Annotated in this window: 15 protein-coding genes, 1 tRNA gene and 1 pseudogene; 6 read left to right on the top strand and 11 right to left on the bottom strand. The window is 71.7% G+C overall.

Annotated features, from left to right (window positions below; all coding sequences use genetic code 11):
* Positions 1-213: 213 nt before the first annotated feature.
* Positions 214-286, top strand: a tRNA-Arg gene (locus ACFYXM_RS29500).
* A gap of 183 nt (positions 287-469) precedes the next feature.
* Here the strand turns inward: ACFYXM_RS29500 and ACFYXM_RS29495 are convergent.
* From ACFYXM_RS29495 to ACFYXM_RS29475, 5 genes and pseudogenes are all read right to left on the bottom strand, one after another.
* A pseudogene (locus ACFYXM_RS29495) lies at positions 470-773 on the bottom strand (helix-turn-helix transcriptional regulator); the annotation flags it as partial.
* A 144-nt stretch (positions 774-917) separates the two neighbouring features.
* The gene (locus tag ACFYXM_RS29490; RefSeq protein ID WP_389293887.1) at positions 918-2,432 is read right to left on the bottom strand and encodes an FG-GAP repeat protein; all 1,515 of its coding nucleotides are present in this window, start codon (positions 2,430-2,432) and stop codon (positions 918-920) included.
* 101 nt (positions 2,433-2,533) lie between these two features.
* A complete protein-coding gene (locus ACFYXM_RS29485; protein ID WP_389293886.1) occupies positions 2,534-2,737 on the bottom strand; it encodes a hypothetical protein in 204 nt (67 codons plus the stop codon).
* Positions 2,738-2,816: 79 nt separating this feature from the next.
* A complete protein-coding gene (locus ACFYXM_RS29480) occupies positions 2,817-3,695 on the bottom strand; it encodes an ABC transporter permease (protein ID WP_389293884.1) in 879 nt (292 codons plus the stop codon).
* Between the two features lie 104 nt (positions 3,696-3,799).
* Entirely contained in the window at positions 3,800-6,601 is a 2,802-nt protein-coding gene (locus tag ACFYXM_RS29475) for an alpha/beta fold hydrolase (protein WP_389293883.1), read from the bottom strand.
* Positions 6,602-6,798: 197 nt separating this feature from the next.
* Here ACFYXM_RS29475 and ACFYXM_RS29470 point away from each other — a divergent pair, with 197 nt between their 5' ends.
* Positions 6,799-7,353, top strand: coding sequence for a hypothetical protein (locus ACFYXM_RS29470; protein ID WP_389293881.1), 555 nt, complete (start codon positions 6,799-6,801; stop codon positions 7,351-7,353).
* A gap of 234 nt (positions 7,354-7,587) precedes the next feature.
* On the opposite strand, the gene ACFYXM_RS29465 is transcribed toward ACFYXM_RS29470, so the two are convergent.
* On the bottom strand, positions 7,588-8,232 hold the full coding sequence (locus ACFYXM_RS29465) for a DUF4291 domain-containing protein (protein WP_389293880.1): 645 nt from the start codon (positions 8,230-8,232) through the stop codon (positions 7,588-7,590).
* A 130-nt stretch (positions 8,233-8,362) separates the two neighbouring features.
* Positions 8,363-8,854 carry a transglycosylase SLT domain-containing protein gene (locus ACFYXM_RS29460; protein WP_389293878.1) on the bottom strand — a complete coding sequence of 164 codons (492 nt, stop codon included), beginning with the start codon at positions 8,852-8,854 and terminating at the stop codon, positions 8,363-8,365.
* Positions 8,855-9,297: 443 nt separating this feature from the next.
* On the opposite strand from ACFYXM_RS29460, the gene ACFYXM_RS29455 reads away from it, so the two are divergent.
* Positions 9,298-9,744 carry a hypothetical protein gene (locus ACFYXM_RS29455; RefSeq protein ID WP_389293877.1) on the top strand — a complete coding sequence of 149 codons (447 nt, stop codon included), beginning with the start codon at positions 9,298-9,300 and terminating at the stop codon, positions 9,742-9,744.
* A gap of 177 nt (positions 9,745-9,921) precedes the next feature.
* Here ACFYXM_RS29455 and mmsA read toward each other — a convergent pair whose 3' ends face one another.
* The 4 genes from mmsA to iolC all read right to left on the bottom strand — a co-directional run bounded on the left by mmsA (position 9,922) and on the right by iolC (position 15,564).
* Positions 9,922-11,421: a CoA-acylating methylmalonate-semialdehyde dehydrogenase gene (gene mmsA, locus ACFYXM_RS29450; protein ID WP_389293875.1), complete on the bottom strand. Its 1,500-nt coding sequence runs from the start codon at positions 11,419-11,421 to the stop codon at positions 9,922-9,924.
* 118 nt (positions 11,422-11,539) lie between these two features.
* Complete coding sequence (gene iolD / locus ACFYXM_RS29445) at positions 11,540-13,429, bottom strand: 3D-(3,5/4)-trihydroxycyclohexane-1,2-dione acylhydrolase (decyclizing) (protein ID WP_389293873.1); 1,890 nt, start codon at positions 13,427-13,429, stop codon at positions 11,540-11,542.
* Positions 13,426-14,310, bottom strand: a complete 885-nt coding sequence (iolB, locus tag ACFYXM_RS29440; protein WP_389293871.1) for a 5-deoxy-glucuronate isomerase — start codon at positions 14,308-14,310, stop codon at positions 13,426-13,428. The genes iolD and iolB overlap by 4 nt, the downstream gene beginning before the upstream one ends.
* A 117-nt stretch (positions 14,311-14,427) precedes the next feature.
* Positions 14,428-15,564 carry a 5-dehydro-2-deoxygluconokinase gene (iolC, locus tag ACFYXM_RS29435; protein WP_389293869.1) on the bottom strand — a complete coding sequence of 379 codons (1,137 nt, stop codon included), beginning with the start codon at positions 15,562-15,564 and terminating at the stop codon, positions 14,428-14,430.
* 138 nt (positions 15,565-15,702) lie between these two features.
* Here iolC and ACFYXM_RS29430 point away from each other — a divergent pair, with 138 nt between their 5' ends.
* From ACFYXM_RS29430 to ACFYXM_RS29420, 3 genes are all read left to right on the top strand, one after another.
* Entirely contained in the window at positions 15,703-16,716 is a 1,014-nt protein-coding gene (locus tag ACFYXM_RS29430; RefSeq protein ID WP_389293867.1) for a sugar phosphate isomerase/epimerase family protein, read from the top strand.
* A gap of 226 nt (positions 16,717-16,942) precedes the next feature.
* Entirely contained in the window at positions 16,943-17,254 is a 312-nt protein-coding gene (locus ACFYXM_RS29425) for a heavy-metal-associated domain-containing protein (RefSeq protein WP_389293866.1), read from the top strand.
* Positions 17,255-17,377: 123 nt separating this feature from the next.
* The gene (locus ACFYXM_RS29420; protein WP_389293864.1) at positions 17,378-19,732 is read left to right on the top strand and encodes a heavy metal translocating P-type ATPase; all 2,355 of its coding nucleotides are present in this window, start codon (positions 17,378-17,380) and stop codon (positions 19,730-19,732) included.
* Positions 19,733-19,901: the final 169 nt, after the last annotated feature.

Here is a 19,901-nt window from a genome sequence, read left to right as displayed (position 1 = left end):
GCAGGCATAACGAGTGCACAACACCCGGGGCGCGAGGCGTAAAAAGCGATGCGCAAATCCGGTCCACCTGCGATTATCGGTTCGCTTCACCGAACCTCCACATCGTGCCACGCAGGTGAAGCAACCGGTACGAGGCGATCGGGGCCCTATCCTTGTTCCGGCAGGTCACTGACCGGCCCGGCCCAGGGCTCCAGGCCACCGAGGCCACCACCGGCCCCCGTAGCTCAGTGGATAGAGCAGGTGCCTTCTAAGCACTTGGCCGCAGGTTCGAGTCCTGCCGGGGGCGCACAGCGCGAGACCCTCCTTCGGGGGGGTCTTTTTTTTGTCGGTCAGGAGCGATTTTCGGTCGGGGACGGGGCCGGCGGGGCACGAGCCACGGGTGGCTGAAAACATACGGCTGAAACCGGTTGTGGACGGCCCTGGCAGGCCCCGGCGACCATTCGGCCCGAAAGCGGCCCGGCGGTGATCCGCGCCGGGGCGTGATGCCGATGGCACGGCGGAAGGCGGCGAGGAAGGCGCTGGGGCGCATAGCCGACGGCATGGGCCACTTGGGCGGCCGATCGGCCGTCGGCGAGCGGCGGCAGGGCGGCGCACAGTCTCAGCAGGGTGCGCCAGTGGTCGAAGCTCATCCCGGTGTCCTGGACGAAGAGCCGGCTCAGAGTCCGGCGGCTGGTTCCGACCGCACGCGCGAGCGCGTCCAGCGTGCGTGAGTCGGCAGGATCGTCCAGCAGCAGTGCGGCTACCGTCCGCGCACGGTCGTCGACGGGTTCGGGGCCATGCAGCTCAAGTCCGGCGTGGTCAAGAAGGCCTGATCGTGGTCAAGAAGGCCTGATCTCGATACGTGACCGGTCCCGCCGAGGAGTGGCGGGACCGGTCGCATCCAGGGGACGGGGCCGGTCACGTCGACGGGCGGTCGGTCAGCGGTTGAACGACGAGCCGAGCCCCGCTTTCGTCGGGGTGGTGCCCAGCGTCCCGTGGCCGAAGGTGAACGACCCCTTGGCGGTCGGGCCGGAGGCCGTGGTCGGAAAGACCCAGAGGGAGCCCGCGTCGGCGTTCTCGCCGGGGGCGCCGACAAGCAGTTCCGCGCGGCCGTCGCGGTTGGCGTCGACCAGGGTCGCGGCGGCGCCGAAGCGGTCGTCCGGCTCGGCGACGCCGGGAACGTCCGCCGCGTCCTGGTTGAAGCCCACCGTGCCCTTGCCGGTGGGGCCGGACGCGGTGCCGGGGAGGACCAGGACCGAGCCCGCGTTCTTCGTCGTGCCCAGGTCCTCACCGGGTACGCCGACGGCGATGTCGCCGTAGCCGTCGCCGTTGGCGTCCCCGACGGAGACGGAGGCCCCGAATCCGTCGGACCGTTCGGCGGCGCCCGGGACGCCGGGGCTGTCCTGGTTGAGGACCTGGGCCCGGTCCCCCCGCGGGCCGGTGGGACCGCCCGGCACGTAGGTGATCATGCCGCCCTTGGCGAGCGGGAGGTCCACGTCGCTGTCGTGGCCGTCGACCGGGCGGCCCACGACGAGGTCGGCGTACGTATCGCCGTTCACTCGGCCCGCAGTGATGGTCTCGCCGCCCTGGAGACGGAAGCCGTCCGCGCGGTTGACGACGGTGTACTCCTCGCTCGGGCCGGTGGCACCGCCGCTGCGGATCAGGATGCGCCGGGCGTCGTATTCGTCGCCGTCGTGGACCACGGCGGCCAGGTCGTCGCGGCCGTCGCCGTCGAAGTCGCCCGCGGTGATGTCGAGGTAGCGCAGGTCGTCCATGTCGCGGATCACCCTGACGGGGGCCGCCGGACTGCCGTCGCGCCCGAACGGGCCGGACAGGACGTGCGTGTCGCCCTGTCCCCTTCCGAGAGTGACGACGTCGACGGCCCCGTCGCCGTCGAAGTCGCCCACGGCGGCCCTGGTGCCCATCCCCTGATACTGCTCGTCGCCGGTCAGCAGCGTGGCACCGCCGGACAGACCCCGCGCGCCGCCCCAGATCACGGTGAGCGAGCCGGCCTCCTTCGTGGTGCCGGCCGACTCCCCGGGCGTGCCGATCACGAGGTCGTCGTACCCGTCCCGGTCCAGGTCGGCGGAGACCAGCGAACTGCCGAACGCGTCACCGGCCTCGGCCCCGTCCGGGACGCCGGGCGAGTTCTGGGTGAGGACCTGCTTGGTGGAGGTCGTCGGACCGCTCGCGGATCCGTACACCACGCCCACGTAACCGGCCCCGGCCTTGCCGTCGACGGTGGCACCGGGCGCGGTGAACGCCACGTCCGGGTAGCCGTCCCCGTTGAAGTCGTTCCGCCCCGGCGGTTGGGCGGGGGCGGACCCGCCGGGCGCGGATGCGACGGGTGCGGCAGGTGCGGCGGTCGCGGTGGTCGCGGCTGCCGCAGCCGTGACGGCGAGGACGACGGTGGTTCCGAGAACGGCGGCGGTTCCGAGGACGCGGGATGTCACGTGAATTCCTTTGTTCGGCGTGAATATCGGATGTGAATACCGGCACTCCACCAACTCGGACGGGCGGTCGGACGCGTTGGTTGCCCGGCCCGCCGTGACCGTCACAGCTCCTCCACCCGTACGCAGCACCTCGCCCACAGAACGGCCGTCCGAAAAGGCGGAACGGCCATCGCGGACAGTAGGACGAACGCCGCGAGGGAGAGTGCGGTCCGGATGCGGTGGAGGCCTTTCCAGCAGGCCGCGAACGCCGCGCGGGCCGCCCCGTCGTCGCCGTCGCCCTCGGATTCCGCGAGCGCCTTGTTCAACGGGATGTTCCCGGCTCCCGATCCCGGCTTCCGATGCCGGGTTCCGGCTCCCGAACCCTGTTGCGGTACCGGCGAGGGCTCAGGACACCACGTCCTTGCGGCCGAACCCCCTGAACGCGAGCGCGAACAGGACCAGCGCGTAGGCCACCGAGACCGACGTCCCCTTCAGCATGCCGCCCCATTCCAGTTCGGGATGGAGCGCGTCCGCCCACGCGAATTGCCAGTGCGCGGGCAGGAATTCGCGCCAGGAACCGAGTGCGGTGACGGCGTCCAGCACATTGCCGACGATCGTCAGCCCGACCGCCCCGCCGACGGCGCCCAGCGGGGCGTCGGTCCTCGTCGAAAGCCAGAACGCCAGCCCGGCGGTGACCAGTTGGGACACGAAGACGAACGCGACGGCGAGCGTCAGCCGTGACATCGCCGTCGTGGCGTCGAGCGCGCCGCCGGTGGGGAGCTGGAGCGGCCCCCACCCGTACGCGACGGTTCCCGCGGCCAGCGCGACGAGCGGCAGCAGCACCATCGCGGCCAGGCTGAAGCCGAGGGCCACGACGAGCTTGCTCCACAGCAGCCTGGCCCGGGGCACGGGCGCCGCCAGCAGATAGCGCAGCGAGGACCAACTGGCCTCGGACGCCACCGTGTCGCCGCAGAACAGTGCCACCGGGATCACGAGCAGGAACCCCGCGGACACGAACAGACAGGTCGCGGCGAAATTCGCGCCGGACGCGGTCGCGGTGTCCATCAGGGTGATCCGTCCGCCACCGCCGTCCCGCGAGGACGGCGTGCCGCCGATCGCGAACGCGGCGATCAGGACGAACGGCAGCAGGGCCAGCACCGCGCCCATGAACAGCGTGCGGCGCCTGCGCAGTTGGCGCACCGCCTCGACGCGCAGCGGAAGGGTGCGCCGGGCGCGGTAGCCGGGCGCACCCGCCCCGCCCCCGGCACCCCGCGCACCGGACACACCGGATGCACCGGATGCACCGGATGCACCGGATGCACCGGATGTTTCGGACGCGTCCGGCACGTCGATCGTCGCGCCGGTCTCTGTGGCATCGCCTGTGGCACTCATGCGGAGCCTCCGGAAATCAGGGTCAGGAACGCGTCCTCCAGGCGGCGGTGCGGCCCGACACCGGTCAACGGCACGTCGAGCCGGACCAGTTCGGCGATCAGACCGGACGTCGTGGTGCTGGTCCCGTCGAGGCGTACCAGCAGTCCCCGCCCGTCGTCCGTACGCGTGGCCGAGCCGATCCCCGGCAGTGCGGCGACCTTCTCCACGAGGGAGTCCGGCAGTTCGCATGCGGCGGTGACCAGCAGCACATCGCCGGAGCCGGTGATCTCGGCGACCGGGCCCGCCTGGACGAGCCGGCCCCGGTCCATGACCACGAGATGGGTGCAGGACTGTTCGACCTCGGAGAGGAGATGGCTGGAGACGATGACGGTACGGCCCCCGGCCGCGTACCGGATCATCACATTGCGCATCTCGCGGATCTGGGGCGGGTCGAGCCCGTTCGTCGGTTCGTCGAGGATGAGCAGGTCGGGCATTCCGAGCATGGCCTGGGCGATGGCCAGCCGCTGCCGCATGCCCTGCGAGTACGTGCGGACGGCGCGGGCGATGGGGTCTCCCCTGTTCGAGCGAAGTCGAGAACGCGGGGAAGCGTCGCCGAGCCCGGCGATCTCCAGGGCCTCGTCGATGCGGGAGTCCTCGGCGGGGCGGCCGGTGGCCGCCCAGTACAGCTCCAGATTGGCGCGCCCGGACAGGTGCGGCAGGAATCCGGGTCCCTCGACGAACGCCCCGACGCGCGACAGCACGGGCGCGCCCGGCCGGACGGTCTGCCCGAACACGCGGATCTCGCCGTCGTCCGGTGTGATCAGGCCCATGAGCATGCGCAGGGTGGTGGTCTTGCCCGCGCCGTTGGGGCCGAGGAGTCCGAGCACCTGCCCCTTCTCGACCTGGAAGGACAGGTCCTCCACGGCGAATGGGGGCTCCCCTGCTCGAACGAAGTTGAGAGCTCGGGGAATGACGGGCGACTCGGCGTACCTCTTCGAGAGGCCGGTGATATGGAGGGGGACGGCGGCGAGCGCCGGGTCGGGCGCGGCGCCGGGCGCCGGGTGCGCGGTACGCCGGGCGCCTGAGCCAGAGGTGCGGCGGGCGGTGAGCAGCAGGGCGGCGATCACCGCGGCGGCTGCCGGGAGCCCCCAGGTCCACCGGGGCAGCGCGGCCGCCGTCGTCCTCAGGGCGGGGGTGGTGGGGACGGTGAGCGGTCCGGTGGTGGTCGCGGTGTACGTCGCCGGTTCGGCCGGTGAGGCGTAACCGAGGTCGGTCGCGGAGAGGACCAGCCGGAGCCGGTGCCCCGCGTCGAACCGGTGGTCGATGGCGGGCAGGGTCAGCTCCACGTCCCGGCCCTGCCGGTCCGGGGTGATCCGGAAGGGGGCGACGAGCTGCGCGGGCAGCACCTGCTGCCTGCCGTCCGGCGATACGTCGTACACCTTGCCGAACAGCACGGCGTCGCCGTGGTCCGCCCTCACGTTCATCCGCACGGTCGGGGAGCCGGTGACGCGCACGGGCCCGTCCAGCGGCGCGGAGTCGAAGCGCGCGTACTGTCCGGGGAAGTCCATGGAGAGGCCGACACCGAGCGAGGACAGCCGGGTCAGCCCGCCGCCGACGCCCGGTACGGCGGAGATGCCGGGCGGGTTGGCCCCGGCAGGGTTGCGGAACGTCTGCGTCCGTCGTCCGAGGCCGATCGTCCTCTCCCCGTCGCCGACCAGTCCCGGGTACGTGGCGCTGCTCGCCCCGCGCGTACGGGCGACGCCGTCGGTGGAGTCGACGCCTCCGGTCCGGGTGACGCGGAAGGCGGGCCCGGTGTCGGCGTTCGTGTCGTCCTTGAGGTAGCGGTCGAACCAGTCGGTGATCCGGCCGTGGATCCGGTCGGCCTCCAGGTCGCCGCCGTCGTGCCCGCCCGCGATCCAGTCGACGGCGACCGGTGCGCCGTTGGCGCGGATCGCACGGGCCATGGCGTCCGCCTGGCCGAGCGGGAAGAGGGAGTCGGACTGGCCCTGCACGATGAGCGCGGGCACTTCGATCCGGTCGGCGACGGCGCTCGGGGACCGTTCGGTGAGCAGTGCGCGCGCGGCGGCGTCGGGTTTCCCGGTGACGGCGACCCGTTCGTACATCGCGCAGATCCGCTTCTCGAACTTCTGGCAGCCGCCGCCCATGGTGACGAAGATCCCGGCCCACAGCTTCTTGAAGACCCCGTCGGGGAAGAGCGCGTCGGCCAGGTTCCAGTACGTGATCTGCGGAGCGACGGCGTCGACGCGCCGGTCGTACCCGGCGGCGAGCAGCGACACCGCACCGCCGTAGGAGGCGCCGGTGACACCGACACGCGGGTCGCCCTCGGCGTCCAGCCGCACCTCGGGCCGGTCCGCGAGCCAGTCGATCAGGCGGGAGACGTCCTCGACCTCACGGTCGGCGGCGTTGAGCGAGATCTCCCCGCCCGACTTCCCGAACCCCCGGGCGGACCAGGTCAGCACGGCGTACCCGGCACCGGCCAGCCGCTCGGCCTGCGCCCGTACGTCGTCCTTGCTGCCGCCGAACCCGTGCCCGATCAGTACGGCCGGGCGGCGTTCCGTGCCGCCGGTGGTGAAGTACGAGGTGTCGAGGGACACCCCGTCGACACGCATCGTCCGGTCCTGGCGGTGCACGGCGGGGGTGCCGTCGTCGGCCATGGCGTTCCACGTCCCGGCGGCGGCCAGTACGGCGAGCGCCGCGAGGCCCGCGGCCCACCGGCCGCGCACGCCCCCGCGCCCTCGCCGGCGGGCCCGGGACAGCGGAAGCCGCCAACGGGGCGTTCGCGCTTCAGGGGTCTCCATGCTTCCCGACCCTAACGACCTGGGGGCAATAGGGAGCGGGCTCCCGACGCCCTGGTCGCAAGAGGTCGCGCGCATGGGTGGGGCGATACGCGGTGCGTGCCGGGGATGCGCGGCAGGTGCCGGTGCGAGGAATCGAAGGGACGCCCGACACGGACGGGCGTCTCGCGGTGGCCTTCGCCAACTGGCACCCTGCCGACATGAATCAGGCGGAGGTATTGCTCATCGGCGGGCGCGCGGGCGTGGGAAAGTCGACCGTGGCCTGGGAGGTGTCGGCGCTGTTGCGGGCGGCGGAGGTGGCGCACGCGGTGCTGGAGGGCGATCTGATGGGGCAGGTCCATCCGGCTCCGCCCGGCGATCCGCATCGGGCGGGAATCACCGAGCGCAATCTGGCGGCGGTCTGGTCGAACTTCGCGGAACTCGGATACCGGCGGCTCATCTACACCAACACGGTGAGCGTGCTGCCGGAGTCGACGGCGATGTTCGAGCGCGCGATGGGCTCGCATGTACGGATCGTCCGCGTTCTGCTCACCGCCACCGACACCACGACGTACGGCCGGCTCCTGGGCAGGGAGATCGGCTCGGAACTGGACCGCGAGGTGGCGAACAGCGTGCGCAGGGCCCGATTCCTGGACGAACACGCACCGGCGGACACGGTGCGCGTGGCGACGGACGGCCGGAAGGTCACGGATCTCGCACACGAGGTGGTGGCCGTGACGGGGTGGGCCGACGCGGTGGCCCCCGAGGCGCCGTAGCACGGAGCCGGTGCCGGGGACCGTGGTCGGGCCCCGGCCCTCGCGCCCTGGGCCCGGCGTCGCGGTCGACGCGGTTGGCGCTGTTGATGTCGGCACCGCGTTTCCAGAGGTGGAGGGCGGCGGCGAGAAGGACGACACCGAAGAGCACCGCCGGTTCGCCGAAGACGATGTCGTTCTGCGGAAAGCCGCCCCTCCCCCGCACCGGCGAACGGCAGCACGGGACTCAAGTGGAACTCAAGAGGCCGTGCGGCCCGTCGCCCCGGGGTAGGGCAGTTCCCTCGGCAGCAGTTGCGTCGCCTCGTCGAGCCGCCCCGCCGTCACGTGTTCGTGGATGCGCCGGGCCAGCGGCGTGACGTCACGGATCGAGACGGTCCACTCGTCCGCGTACCGTCGCGACGCCTCGCCGGACAGGCCGAGTTGCAGCGAACGGTACGGGAGCCGGTCCAGGCGCAGATCGCGTTCCGGGTCCCACTGGACGCGGGCCGGGCTCCGGCGCAGGCTGTCCTGCCAGGCGGCACGGTCGGCGTGAACTCCGCGCACGTAGTGGGAGAGTTCGGAGTGGGCCAGCGCCCAGTCGAATCCCTCGCGGTCGATCTCGACGGCCAGAACGGTCTCCTGGCCCTCCTTCATGGCCCAGCCGCAGCGGTACATCATCCACAGGAAGCTCGGCTTGATCCATGTCATGCGGTCGCGCTTCCACACCTCCGGGAACCGCCCGTCGCGCGCCGCCGGTTGTCCGATGAACGGGGCGTACGCCTGGTAGACGGTGATCGTCGTGTCCGTGTAGAGGGCGCGGATCTCGTGCTGCGGCCTGACCGGAGCGGCCGTGGCCGGGGGGATCGGGGTGGCCGAAGCGGCCGGGGTGATCGGGGCGGTCATGACCCCATCACAGCATCGGCGGGACGCGCGCCGCGAGCGATTTGCACCGTGCCGACGGCGTCGGCACCGAAAGCCGGGGCAGGGGAGCCATGACGGCTCCCCTGCCCCGGTCGTTCTTCGGCCTCCCCGCTCAGTAGGCGGAGTTGACGTTGTCGATGGAGCCGTAGCGGTGGGCGGCGTAGTTCGCGGCGGCGGTGATGTTGGCCACCGGGTCGTAGACGTTCTTGACCGTCCCGCTGACGTGGTAGGCGTTGAACGTCGGGTCGATGACCTGCAGCAGCCCCTTGGACGGAATGCCCTTGGCCGCGTTGGAGTCCCAGTTGTTGATGGCGTTCGGGTTGCCGCCGGACTCACGCATCAGGTTGCGGTGGATTCCCTCGTACGAGCCCGGGATGCCCTTCGCCCGCATGACCTCCAGCGCCTGCTTGATCCAGGCGTCGACGCTGCCGCCGCTCGCCTGGGTGGGGGCGGCGGGAGCCTGGGCCGGCGTGGCGGCCGAGGCGGCCGGGGCTCCGGCGACGGTACCGGCGACAACCGCCGCACCGGCCGCGAGCACGCCCAGAGAAGCCTTCTTGGTGCGGGTCATACGAGCGAAATTCTTGGGCATCGCAGTGATCTGCATTCAGCAATTCCTCTTCGATCGGGGGTGATGCCAAAAATTGTTATGCGAGGAGGAAATGCAAGTCAACGACACCCTTTTACTAAAACGAATCGTACGTGGCAGAGGAAATGATCCGAGAATTCCGTGCGAAGCAGGTGAAATGCGGGCACGCGAATCCGGTACCTTCTACTACTCGGCCTCATAGTGACCGCCGCCACATGACCCACCCCACACGGCAAACGCCCCAAATCGGGACAAGAGTGGCACATATCACGTGGCCCGCGTCACACAAGAGGCCCCTTTTTCACTCGCCGTCACAAGAGAAATGCGCGGCGCATTGACGCACATGACCTCCGAGGTAATTGAGCGGGTGCCGCGTGCGTCCGTACCTTCCTCGTGCGGCACACGCCTTCGCCGAGGGCACGACACGACAGACCGCGTGACAACGACAGGAGGACCCAGTGATGGCGTACCGGAACGCGAGTACGGCCCCGGCACCGGGAACGAAGGACACGGCGGGCACGACGGGCGTCGCCCGCACCGACGGACTGCTCCGGACGGCCCTCATGGCGGACGTGGTCCTCACCGGCGCCAACGGCATCGGCTATCTCGCGCTCGCCGCGGTCCTGGACTCGTTCCTCGGTGTGCCGCGCCCGGTGGAGTACGCGGTGGGCGTGTTCCTCACGGTGTACGCGGCGTGGCTGCTGTCCGTCTCCCGCCGGGCCGAGCTCCACCGGGGCGCGGTCGCCTTCGTCATCGCCCTGAACACCGCCTGGGCCGTGGCGAGTGTCGTCACCGTGCTCGTGGACGCGCTGACGGCGACGGGGATCGGCAACGGCTGGATCGTGTTCCAGGGGCTGACCGTGGCAGGCATGGGGGCGCTCCAGTACCTGGGGCTGCGGCGCATGTGAGCCCCTGGGACGCCATGCGGTCCGCCCGGGGCCCGTGGTCCGCCCGACCGCGGAAGAGGACGACGGCCCGCCCGGGCACGGAACGCGGCGACGGCCCGCCCGGACACGGAGGGGGTGTGTCCGGGCGGGCCGTCGGGTCGGGGCGGTGGATCGGGGCCCGCGGGCGGGGCAGCGGGATCAGTGGTTGCGGGGGAAGCCCAGGTCCACACCGGCCGGTGCGTCGGCCGGGTCCGGCCAGCGGGTGGTGACGACCTTGCCGCGGGTGTAGAAGTGCACGCCGTCGTTGCCGTAGATGTGGTGGTCGCCGAAGAGGGAGTCCTTCCAGCCACCGAAGGAGTGGTAGCCCACCGGCACCGGGATCGGCACGTTGACGCCGACCATGCCGGCCTCGATCTCCAGCTGGAAGCGGCGGGCGGCGCCGCCGTCACGGGTGAAGATCGCGGTGCCGTTGCCGAACGGCGAGGCGTTCATGAGGGCCACGCCCTCCTCGTAGGTCTCCGCGCGCAGCACGCACAGCACCGGGCCGAAGATCTCGTCCTTGTACGCGTCCGAGTCGGTGGACACGTGGTCGAGGAGGGAGAGGCCGATCCAGTGGCCGTTCTCGAAGCCCTCGACGGTGAAGCCGGTGCCGTCCAGGACGACCTCGGCTCCCTGGGCCGCCGCGCCCGTGACGTAGGAGGCGACCTTGTCGCGGTGGGCGGCGGTGATCAGCGGGCCCATCTCGGAGGACGGGTCGTCGCCCGGGCCGATCTTGATCTTCTCGGCGCGCTCCTTGATCTTGGCGACGAGTTCGTCGCCGACGGAGCCGACCGCGACGACCGCGGAGATCGCCATGCAGCGCTCACCGGCGGAGCCGTACGCGGCGGAGACGGCGGCGTCGGCGGCGGCGTCGAGGTCCGCGTCCGGCAGCACCAGCATGTGGTTCTTCGCCCCGCCGAGCGCCTGGACGCGCTTGCCGTTGGCGGAGGCGGTGGCGTGGATGTAGCGGGCGATCGGGGTGGAGCCCACGAAGGAGACCGCGGCCACGTCCGGGTGGTTCAGCAGACCGTCGACGGCGACCTTGTCACCGTGCAGGACGTTCAGCACACCGTCCGGGAGACCGGCCTCGGCGGCCAGCTCGGCCAGCAGGTTGGCGGCCGACGGGTCCTTCTCGCTGGGCTTGAGCACGAACGTGTTGCCGCACGCGACGGCGAGCGGGAACATCCACATCGGCACCATGGCCGGGAAGTTGAACGGGGTGATTCCGGCGACGACGCCGAGCGACTGGCGGATCGCGGCGACGTCGACCCGGCTGGACACCTGGGTGGACAGCTCGCCCTTGAGCTGGGTCGTGATGCCGCAGGCCAGCTCGACGATCTCCAGACCGCGGGCCACCTCGCCCAGGGCGTCCGAGTGCACCTTGCCGTGCTCGGCGGTGATCAGGCGGGCGATGTCCCCGCGGTGGGCGTCGAGCAGCGCGCGGTAACGGAACAGGATCGCGGTGCGGGTCGCCAGCGAGGACGTGCCCCAGGTGGCGTAGGCCTCCTTCGCGGCGGCGACCGCGGCGTCCACCTCGTCGGGGGAGGCGAGCGCGACCCGGGTGGTGACCTCGCCCGTGGCCGGGTCGGTGACCGGGCCGTAGTTGCCCGACGCACCCTCGACGGTCTTGCCACCGATCCAGTGGTCGACGGTCTTCATGACAGAGCTCCTTCGATGGCGTTCGGTGGGGGTTCGATGGGGTTCGGTGGCGTCTTCGGCCGGCTGGACGGTGCCTGCGGGAAGGGCGGTCTCCGCGCACCGAGCGGCGGTCGTCGCTTCAGAGGTGATGGCGTCGGGCGGCGGCATTCCGGTCGTACGTCTCGCGGGCTTTCACGGCCGACGGCCGGGTGGCCGTCTCGGCCACGGGAACATCCCACCACGCCTGCGCCGGAGGGGGGCCCGACACTGTGTCTGCCGTTTCGGTCTCGACGTAGACACAAGTGGGAACGTCCGAGGCCCGCGCCTCGGCGAGGGCTTCGCGCAGGTCGCGCACGGTCCTGGCACGCAGCACCCGCATGCCGAGCGAGGCCGCGTTGGCCGCGAGGTCGACGGGCAGCGGCGGGCCGGTGAAGGTGCCGTCGGCGGCGCGGCGCCGGTAGGCGGTGCCGAAGCGCTCGGCGCCGACCGTCTCGGAGAGGCCCCCGATGGACGCGTAGCCGTGGTTCTGGAGCACGACGAGCTTCACGGGCAGCTCCTGCTGCACGGCGGTGACGATCTCGGTGGGGTTCATCAGGTACGTGCCGTCGCCGACGAGCGCCCAGACGGGGCGGTCGGGGGCGGCCAGCCGGACCCCGACCGCGGCCGGGATCTCGTAGCCCATGCAGGAGTAGCCGTACTCGACGTGGTACTGGTGCGGGGAACGGGCCCGCCAGAGCTTGTGCAGGTCACCGGGGAGCGAACCGGCCGCGTTGATCAGTACGTCGTCCTCGGTGACGAGCGCGTCGAGGAGGCCGAGGACCTGGGCCTGGGTGGGGCGGGCGTGCGGGTCGTCGGCGGTGAACGCGGCCGTCACCCGTCGTTCCCACTCCTCCTTGGCCTCGGTGTACTGGGTCTCGTAGGCCGGGTCGACGCGATGGTGATGCGCGGCGAGCTCCGCGTCGAGCGCCTTCAGCGCGGTACGGGCGTCGGCGACGAGCGTGAGGGCGCCGAGCTTGTGCGCGTCGAAGCCGGTGATGTTGACGTTGAGGAAGCGGACCGCCGGGTTCTGGAAGAGGGTGGCGGAGGCGGTGGTGAAGTCGGAGTAACGGGTTCCGACCCCGATCACCAGGTCCGCGTCCCGGGCCAGCGCGTCGGCGGTCGCGGTGCCGGTGTGGCCGATCCCGCCGACGTCGGCGGGGTGGTCGTGGCGCAGGGACCCCTTGCCCGCCTGGGTGGAGGCGACGGGGATGCGGGTGGCGGAGGCGAACGCGGCGAGTGCCTCCCCGGCCCCGCTGTGGCGCACCCCGCCGCCCGCCACGATCAACGGCCTGCGGGCACCGCGCACGGCCCGTACCGCCCGCTGAAGTTCGCACGGGTCGGGGGCGGGGCGGCGCACGTACCAGACGCGCTCGGCGAAGAACTCCTCCGGCCAGTCGTGCGCCTGGGCCTGCACGTCCTGCGGCAGCGCCAGCGTGACCGCGCCGGTCTCCGCCGGGTCGGCGAGGGTCCGCATGGCCTGGAGGGCGGCCGGGATCAGGGCCTCGGGGCGGGTGATCCGGTCGAAGTAGCGGGAGACGGGGCGCAGGCAGTCGTTGACGGAGACATCGCCCGCGTACGGGACTTCGAGCTGCTGGAGCACGGGGTCGGCGGGCCGGGTCGCGAAGATGTCGCCGGGCAGGAGCAGGACGGGGAGGTGGTTGATGGTGGCGAGGGCGGCTCCGGTGACGAGGTTGGTGGCGCCGGGGCCGATGGACGTGGTGACGGCGTGCGCGGAGAGCCGGTCGGACTGGCGGGCGTAACCGACGGCGGCGTGCACCATGGCCTGTTCGTTGCGGCCCTGGACGTACGGCATGGACCGGCCGGACTCGACGAGCGCCTGACCGATCCCGGCGACGTTGCCGTGGCCGAAGATGCCCCAGGTGGCGCTGATCAGCCGCTGCCGGCGGCCGTCGCGCTCGGTGTACTGCCGGGTCAGGAAGGTCACCAGGGCCTGGGCGGTGGTGAGCCGGCGGGTGGCTGACGCGCTCACGAGGCCGCCTCCGGTCCGTACAGCGGAAGTCTCGGGTCCACGGGTTGTGAGGACCAGGTGTCGCGGATCCACGCGTGGTCGGGGTGGTCGGTGATCAGCCACTCCCGCTCCCCCTGGCCCGCCATGACGTTGAGGTAGTACAGCGTGCGGCCGGGCGGGGCGATGGACGGGCCGTGCCAGCCGTCGGGGATCAGGACCGCGTCGCCGCTGCGGACCTCGGCGAGGACGTCCGTACCGCCGGGCCGGGACGGCGACACCCGGTGGTAGCCGATGCCGTCGCGCTCCACCTCGAAGTAGTAGATCTCCTCCAGCACGGACTCGGCGCCGGGGCGGTGCTCGTCGTGCTTGTGCGGCGGGTACGACGACCAGTTGCCGCCGGGCGTGAGGACCTCGACGGCGATCAGCCGGTCGCACTCGAACGTGTCGGCGGCGGCGAAGTTGTTGACCTGCCGGGAGCAGTTCCCGGAGCCGCGCAGCTCCACGGGGACCTCCGGCGCGGGGCCGTAGCGAGCGGGGAGTCGTCGCTCGCACTTCGCTCCTGCCAGGGCGAAGCGGCCTCCTGCGCCGGAGGCGATCTGTGCGTGGGCGTCGCGCGGTAGGTAGGCGAAGTCGGATACCTCACTGAACACGCTTTCCCGGCCCAGCAGTTCAAAGATCTCACCTGAGGTATGCACCGTACAGCCACCGGTCAATGGCAGGACGATCCACTCGCTCTCCCCGGTGACGAGCGTGTGGATTCCACCCGGCTCCAATGCGAGCACGCGCAGGCGGGACCGGTCCCAGCCGGCGCGTTCCGGGGAGATGTCGAGGGTGTAGGAGCCGCTCGCCGTGCTGCCCGCTCCGAGGTGGTGGCGAGGTTCGCCGTCGTCATCCGTCGTCATGTCTCTTCCCTGCTCTTCCCTGCTCTTGCCTGCTCGTCCCTGCCCGTCGCTCGCCGACGTGCGGCCCGGTGCTCGGGCCGGTGCGTGACCCGACGCACGGGGTGGTGCGTGACCGCGTCATGGTGCGGCTCCGGTGCGGTGGGCGGTGACGGCCCCCTCGGTCAGGACCGCCTCGACCTCGTGCGGGAACGGCATGGCGGACGAGCAGGAGAGCCGGGAGGCGACGATGGCCCCGGCCGCGTTGGCGTACCGCATGACGCGGGCGGCGTCCCAGCCCGCGAGCAGCCCGTGGCAGAGCGCCCCGCCGAACGCGTCGCCCGCGCCGAGGCCGTTGACGACCTCGACGGGCAGCGGGGGCACGTCGGTGACGGTGCCGTCGCGGTGGACGGCGAGCACGCCCGCGGGGCCCCGTTTGACGACGGCCAGTTCGACACCGGCGGCGATCAGGGCGCGGGCGGCGGCGTACGGTTCGCTTTCCCCGGTCGCGATCGCGCACTCGTCGGGGTTGCCGACGGCGACGGTGGCGAGTGCGAGGGCCTCGCGGTAGCGGATGGCGGCATCCGTCACCCGGCCGGAGGTGTCCGGCACCCGAGCGGAGACGCCCGGCACCTGGTCGGAGGCGTCCGACGGCCGACCGTGAGCGTCCGGCACCCGGCCGAATTCGTTCGGCCGGGCGGCCGCGTCCGGTGGAGTGGCCGCATCCGCCGCGGCGTCGCCCCAGAACATCGGGCGCCAGTCGAGATCGAACACGGTGATGCCGGACCGGCCGCGGGCGCGCAGCGCGGCGAGGGTCGAGGTGCGGCTCGGCTCGGCGCACAGGCCGGATCCCGTCGCCCAGAAGACCCGCGCGGACCGGATCGCGTCGAGATCCAGTTCCTCGGTCCGGATCTCCAGGTCCGGGGCCTTGGGGCGGCGGTAGAAGTAGAGCGGGAAGTCGTCGGGCGGGAAGACCTCGCAGAACGTGATCGGCGTCGGATACGCGTCGATGGGCGTCGCCCACCGGTCGTCCACCCCGAACTCCCTCAACCGGTGGCGCAGATAGTCCCCGAAGGCGTCCCGCCCGGTGCGCGTCACCACCGCGGTCCGCCGGCCGAGCCGCGCCGCCGCGACGGCGACGTTGGAGGGCGAGCCGCCGAGGAACTTGCCGAACGTCTCGACCCGGGCCAACGGCACACCGATCTGCAGGGGGTAGAGATCGACACCGATCCGGCCCATGGTGATCACGTCGTACGGCTCGGACTTCGGCTCGGGCATGGGCGTGCACATCCCTTCGACCGGCGGCGCTGACGGCTGTTCAAGGTCTAACGGCCCCCTGACCCCCCTGTCAACGCTATGTCCGGACATAAGGACGAATGATTGACAGGGGTTCCGGGGGCCGGAAGTCTGGACCGCATGGTCTCTCCCTCCCGAGCACCTGCTCCGTCGCGCATCCGCATCGGTTCGGCACCCGACTCGTGGGGGGTCTGGTTCCCCGACGATCCGCGGCAAGTGCCCTGGCAGCGCTTCCTCGACGAGGTCTCCGAAGCGGGTTACGAGTGGATCGAGCTGGGCCCGTACGGCTATCTCCCGACCGATCCGGCCCGGCTCGCCGACGAGACCGGCCGCCGGGGGCTCAGGGTGTCGGCCGGGACGGTCTTCACCGGATTGCACCACGGGCCGGGCGTCTGGGACCGGACCTGGGCGCATGTCGCCGGCATCGCGGCACTCACGCGGGCGATGGGCGCCGGGCATCTGGTGGTCATCCCGGCGTTCTGGCGCGACGACCGGACGGGCGAGGTCCTGGAGGACCGGGAGCTGACCGCGGGGCAGTGGCGCGATCTCACCAGCCAGACGGAGCGGCTGGCCCGGGAGGTACGGGACCGGTACGGGCTGCGCGTCGTCGTCCACCCGCACGCCGACACCCACATCGACGGGGCGGAGAACGTCGGCCGCTTCCTCGACGCCACCGATCCCGACCTGGTCTCCCTCTGTCTCGACACCGGTCATTACGCGTACTGCGGCGGCGACAGCGTCGAACTGATCGAGACCTACGGCGAGCGGATCGGCTATCTGCACCTCAAGCAGGTCGATCCGGAGGTCCTGGCCCGGGTGGTGGCGGACGAGGTGCCGTTCGGGCCCGCCGTGGCGCGGGGCGTGATGTGCGAACCGCCGGGCGGGGTGCCCGCGCTGGAACCCGTGCTCGCCGCGGCCCGCGCCCTGGACGTCGACCTCTTCGCCATCGTCGAGCAGGACATGTATCCGTGCCCGCCCGACAAGCCGTTTCCGATCGCCCGCCGTACCCGGGACTACCTCCGCTCCTGCGGCGGCCCGCCCCGCCTCGGCGCACCGACCGGCCCGCACGGGAGTGACGGACCGGTCGGCCCGCCCGGGAACGGCGTACCGGCCGGACCACGCCGGGCCGGCTGACACGCCGACCGGCTCCGGGGGCGGCTCTCCCACCGGTGACACTCGCCCAGCGCCGCGGAAACTCGCATTCATACCCCCTAGGGGTATAAAGTGGCGAGTGTCGGAGCCCACCGGACCCGCCGGGTTCCCGACGCCATGCCGTTTCGCGCTCGCCGCGACCGGAAAGCCGTGGCCGGAGCGTCGCGGCCGAGGAGTGGCAGTCGAAGAGTCGAAGAGGAGAACACCCATGACCGTCGAGACCCAGCTTCCCCAGGCCACCGGCTCCTGCTGCTCGCCGAGCGGCTCCTGCCACGACAGCGCCGGCGGCGACTCCGCGTCGGGCGCGGTGACCACCGTCTACCAGGTGTCCGGCATGACCTGCGGACACTGCGAGGGGGCGGTCTCCGAGGAGATCTCCGGCATCAAGGGCGTCACCTCGGTGAAGGCGGTGGCCTCCACCGGCCGGGTGACCGTCGTCTCCGACGCCCCGCTGTCCGAGGAGGACGTGCGCGCCGCGGTCGACGAGGCGGGCTACGAGCTCGTCGGCGCCACGGCCTGACCCACGAGCCCGGGACGAAGCCGCTCCCCGGGCCGACCCGCATCACCCGCGTTGTCGCCGGGCCGGACCTGCCAGCAGATACTGGTGGGGTACGGCCCGGTCTGCGTTTCAGGAGTTTCGGACATGCACAGCGCGACGGAAGCCGGGGCACCGGCGACCGAAATCTCCCGGGCCGAACTCGCTATCGGCGGGATGACCTGTGCCTCCTGCGCGGCCCGGGTCGAGAAGAAGCTCAACCGCATGGACGGCGTCACCGCCACGGTCAACTACGCGACCGAGAAGGCCCGGGTGTCGTTCGGTCCGGGCACCGGGATCGCCGATCTGATCGCCACGGTCGAGAAGACCGGTTACACGGCACAGCCCGCATCCGGCCCCGCACCGGCCCCCTCCTTCCCTGCCCCGGCACGGACCCCCGCACGACCTCCCACGCCCCTGGCCGGCACCGAAGCCGACCAGTCCGCCGACGTCACCGAGCAGCCCGCGGACGCCGCCGAACGGGAAGCCGACGCCGCGCTCGCCGCACTGCGGCGGCGCCTGACCGTGTCGGCGGTCCTCGCCGCCCCCGTCGTCCTGCTCTCGATGGTCCCTGCCTTCCAGTTCGACAACTGGCAGTGGCTCTCCCTCGCTCTCGCCGCGCCCGTCGTCGTCTGGGGCGGGCTGCCCTTCCACCGCGCCACCTGGACCAATCTGCGGCACGGCGTGGCCACCATGGACACCCTGGTCTCGGTCGGCACCCTTGCCGCCTTCGGATGGTCCTTGTGGGCCCTGTTCCTCGGTGACGCGGGCGTGACCGGGATGCGGCACGGCTTCGACCTCATCGCCTCGCGCCACGGGGCCTCCTCCACCATCTATCTGGAGGTCGCGGCGGGCGTCATCACCTTCATCCTGCTCGGCCGCTACCTGGAGGCCCGCTCCAAGCGGAGGGCCGGTTCCGCCCTGCGTGCGCTGATGCACCTGGGGGCGAAGGACGTCTCCGTCCTCCGCGACGGTACGGAGGTGCGCGTTCCCGTGAGCCGTCTCGTCGTCGGCGACCGCTTCGTCGTACGGCCCGGCGAGAAGATCGCCACCGACGGCACGGTCGTCGAGGGCACCTCGGCCGTGGACGCCTCCATGCTCACCGGGGAGTCCGCCCCGGCCGACGTGGGCGTCGGCGACTCCGTCACGGGGGCCACCGTGAACGCCTCCGGCCGGCTGGTCGTCGAGGCGACCCGGATCGGCGCCGACACGCAGCTGGCCCGGATGGCCAGGCTCGTCGAGGACGCGCAGAACGGCAAGGCGGCCGCACAGCGCCTCGCGGACCGGATCTCGGCCGTCTTCGTCCCGGCCGTCATCGCGCTCGCCCTGGCCACACTGGTCGCGTGGCTGCTCGTCACGGACGACGTGACGGCTGCGTTCACGGCCGCCGTGGCCGTACTGATCATCGCCTGCCCGTGCGCCCTGGGCCTGGCCACCCCGACCGCCCTCATGGTCGGCACCGGCCGCGGCGCCCAGCTCGGCATCCTGATCAAGGGCCCCGAAGTCCTGGAGACCACCCGCCGCGTCGACACCATCGTCCTGGACAAGACCGGCACCGTCACCACCGGCCGCATGACCCTCCTCGACCTCCACACCACCACCGGCACCACCCGGACCGAAGTCCTGCGCCTCGCCGGCGCCCTGGAACACTCCTCCGAACACCCCATCGCCCAGGCCGTCGCCACCGGCGCCACCGAACGCACCGGCAGCCCCCTCCCCACCCCCGAGGACTTCACCAACGTCCCCGGACTCGGCGTCCAGGGCATCGTCGACGGCCACGCCGTCCTCGTCGGCCGCGAACAACTGCTCGCGAAGGCGGGCATCGGGATCCCCGCCGAACTGGCGGGCGCCGTGGCGCACGCGGCGGGCCGGGGCCGTAGCGCGATCGTGGTCGCCTGGGACGGCGAGGCGCGCGCGGTCCTGGAGGTCGCCGACGCCGTCAAGAGCTCCAGCGCCAAGGCCGTCGCCGAACTGCGCGCGCTCGGTCTGCGTCCCGTTCTGCTGACGGGCGACAACCGGGCGGTGGCCGAGGCCGTCGCAGCCGAGGTCGGGATCGACACGGTGTACGCGGAGGTCATGCCCGAGGACAAGGTCGACGTCGTCAAGGAACTCCAGTCCCAGGGACGCTCCGTCGCCATGGTCGGCGACGGGGTGAACGACGCGGCCGCCCTGGCCACGGCCGATCTCGGGCTGGCCATGGGAACCGGCACGGACGCGGCGATCGAGGCGAGCGATCTCACGCTCGTTCGTGGAGATCTCAAGGTGGCGGCCGATGCGATCAGGCTCTCCCGACGCACCCTGACCACCATCAAGGGCAACCTTCTCTGGGCATTCGGTTATAACGTCGCCGCCCTGCCCCTTGCGGCATTTGGGCTGCTCAACCCTATGATTGCCGGAGCGGCGATGGCGCTCTCATCGGTCTTCGTCGTGACGAACAGCCTGCGATTGCGTGCCTTCACGTAACTTCCACAAAGAGACTTAGATCACATCGATTTGAGGGTAACCATCCGATGGGTTCGCGAGTCTAAGAGTGCGATGCCAAGGATGTCTTGGGGGACGTCCGGCGAAGCGTCTTGGGGGACGCTTCGGGCAAGCGTTGGCCGGGGCACGTGCACCGGGGAGCTATGAGCGG

The organism is Streptomyces sp. NPDC002476, assembly GCF_042889785.1.
Taxonomy (GTDB): Bacteria; Actinomycetota; Actinomycetes; order Streptomycetales; family Streptomycetaceae; genus Streptomyces.
This window is presented reverse-complemented; position numbering and strand designations above follow the sequence as displayed.

Coding starts and splice junctions, on each gene's coding strand:
- ACFYXM_RS29430 (WP_389293867.1), top strand. CDS start 15,703: ATGGTCTCTCCCTCCCGAGCACCTGCTCCGTCGCGCATCCGCATCGGT.
- ACFYXM_RS29455 (WP_389293877.1), top strand. CDS start 9,298: ATGGCGTACCGGAACGCGAGTACGGCCCCGGCACCGGGAACGAAGGAC.
- ACFYXM_RS29465 (WP_389293880.1), bottom strand. CDS start 8,232: ATGACCGCCCCGATCACCCCGGCCGCTTCGGCCACCCCGATCCCCCCG.
- ACFYXM_RS29420 (WP_389293864.1), top strand. CDS start 17,378: ATGCACAGCGCGACGGAAGCCGGGGCACCGGCGACCGAAATCTCCCGG.
- ACFYXM_RS29470 (WP_389293881.1), top strand. CDS start 6,799: ATGAATCAGGCGGAGGTATTGCTCATCGGCGGGCGCGCGGGCGTGGGA.
- ACFYXM_RS29460 (WP_389293878.1), bottom strand. CDS start 8,854: ATGCAGATCACTGCGATGCCCAAGAATTTCGCTCGTATGACCCGCACC.
- ACFYXM_RS29425 (WP_389293866.1), top strand. CDS start 16,943: ATGACCGTCGAGACCCAGCTTCCCCAGGCCACCGGCTCCTGCTGCTCG.
- iolB (WP_389293871.1), bottom strand. CDS start 14,310: ATGACGACGGATGACGACGGCGAACCTCGCCACCACCTCGGAGCGGGC.
- mmsA (WP_389293875.1), bottom strand. CDS start 11,421: ATGAAGACCGTCGACCACTGGATCGGTGGCAAGACCGTCGAGGGTGCG.
- ACFYXM_RS29475 (WP_389293883.1), bottom strand. CDS start 6,601: ATGGAGACCCCTGAAGCGCGAACGCCCCGTTGGCGGCTTCCGCTGTCC.
- iolC (WP_389293869.1), bottom strand. CDS start 15,564: ATGCCCGAGCCGAAGTCCGAGCCGTACGACGTGATCACCATGGGCCGG.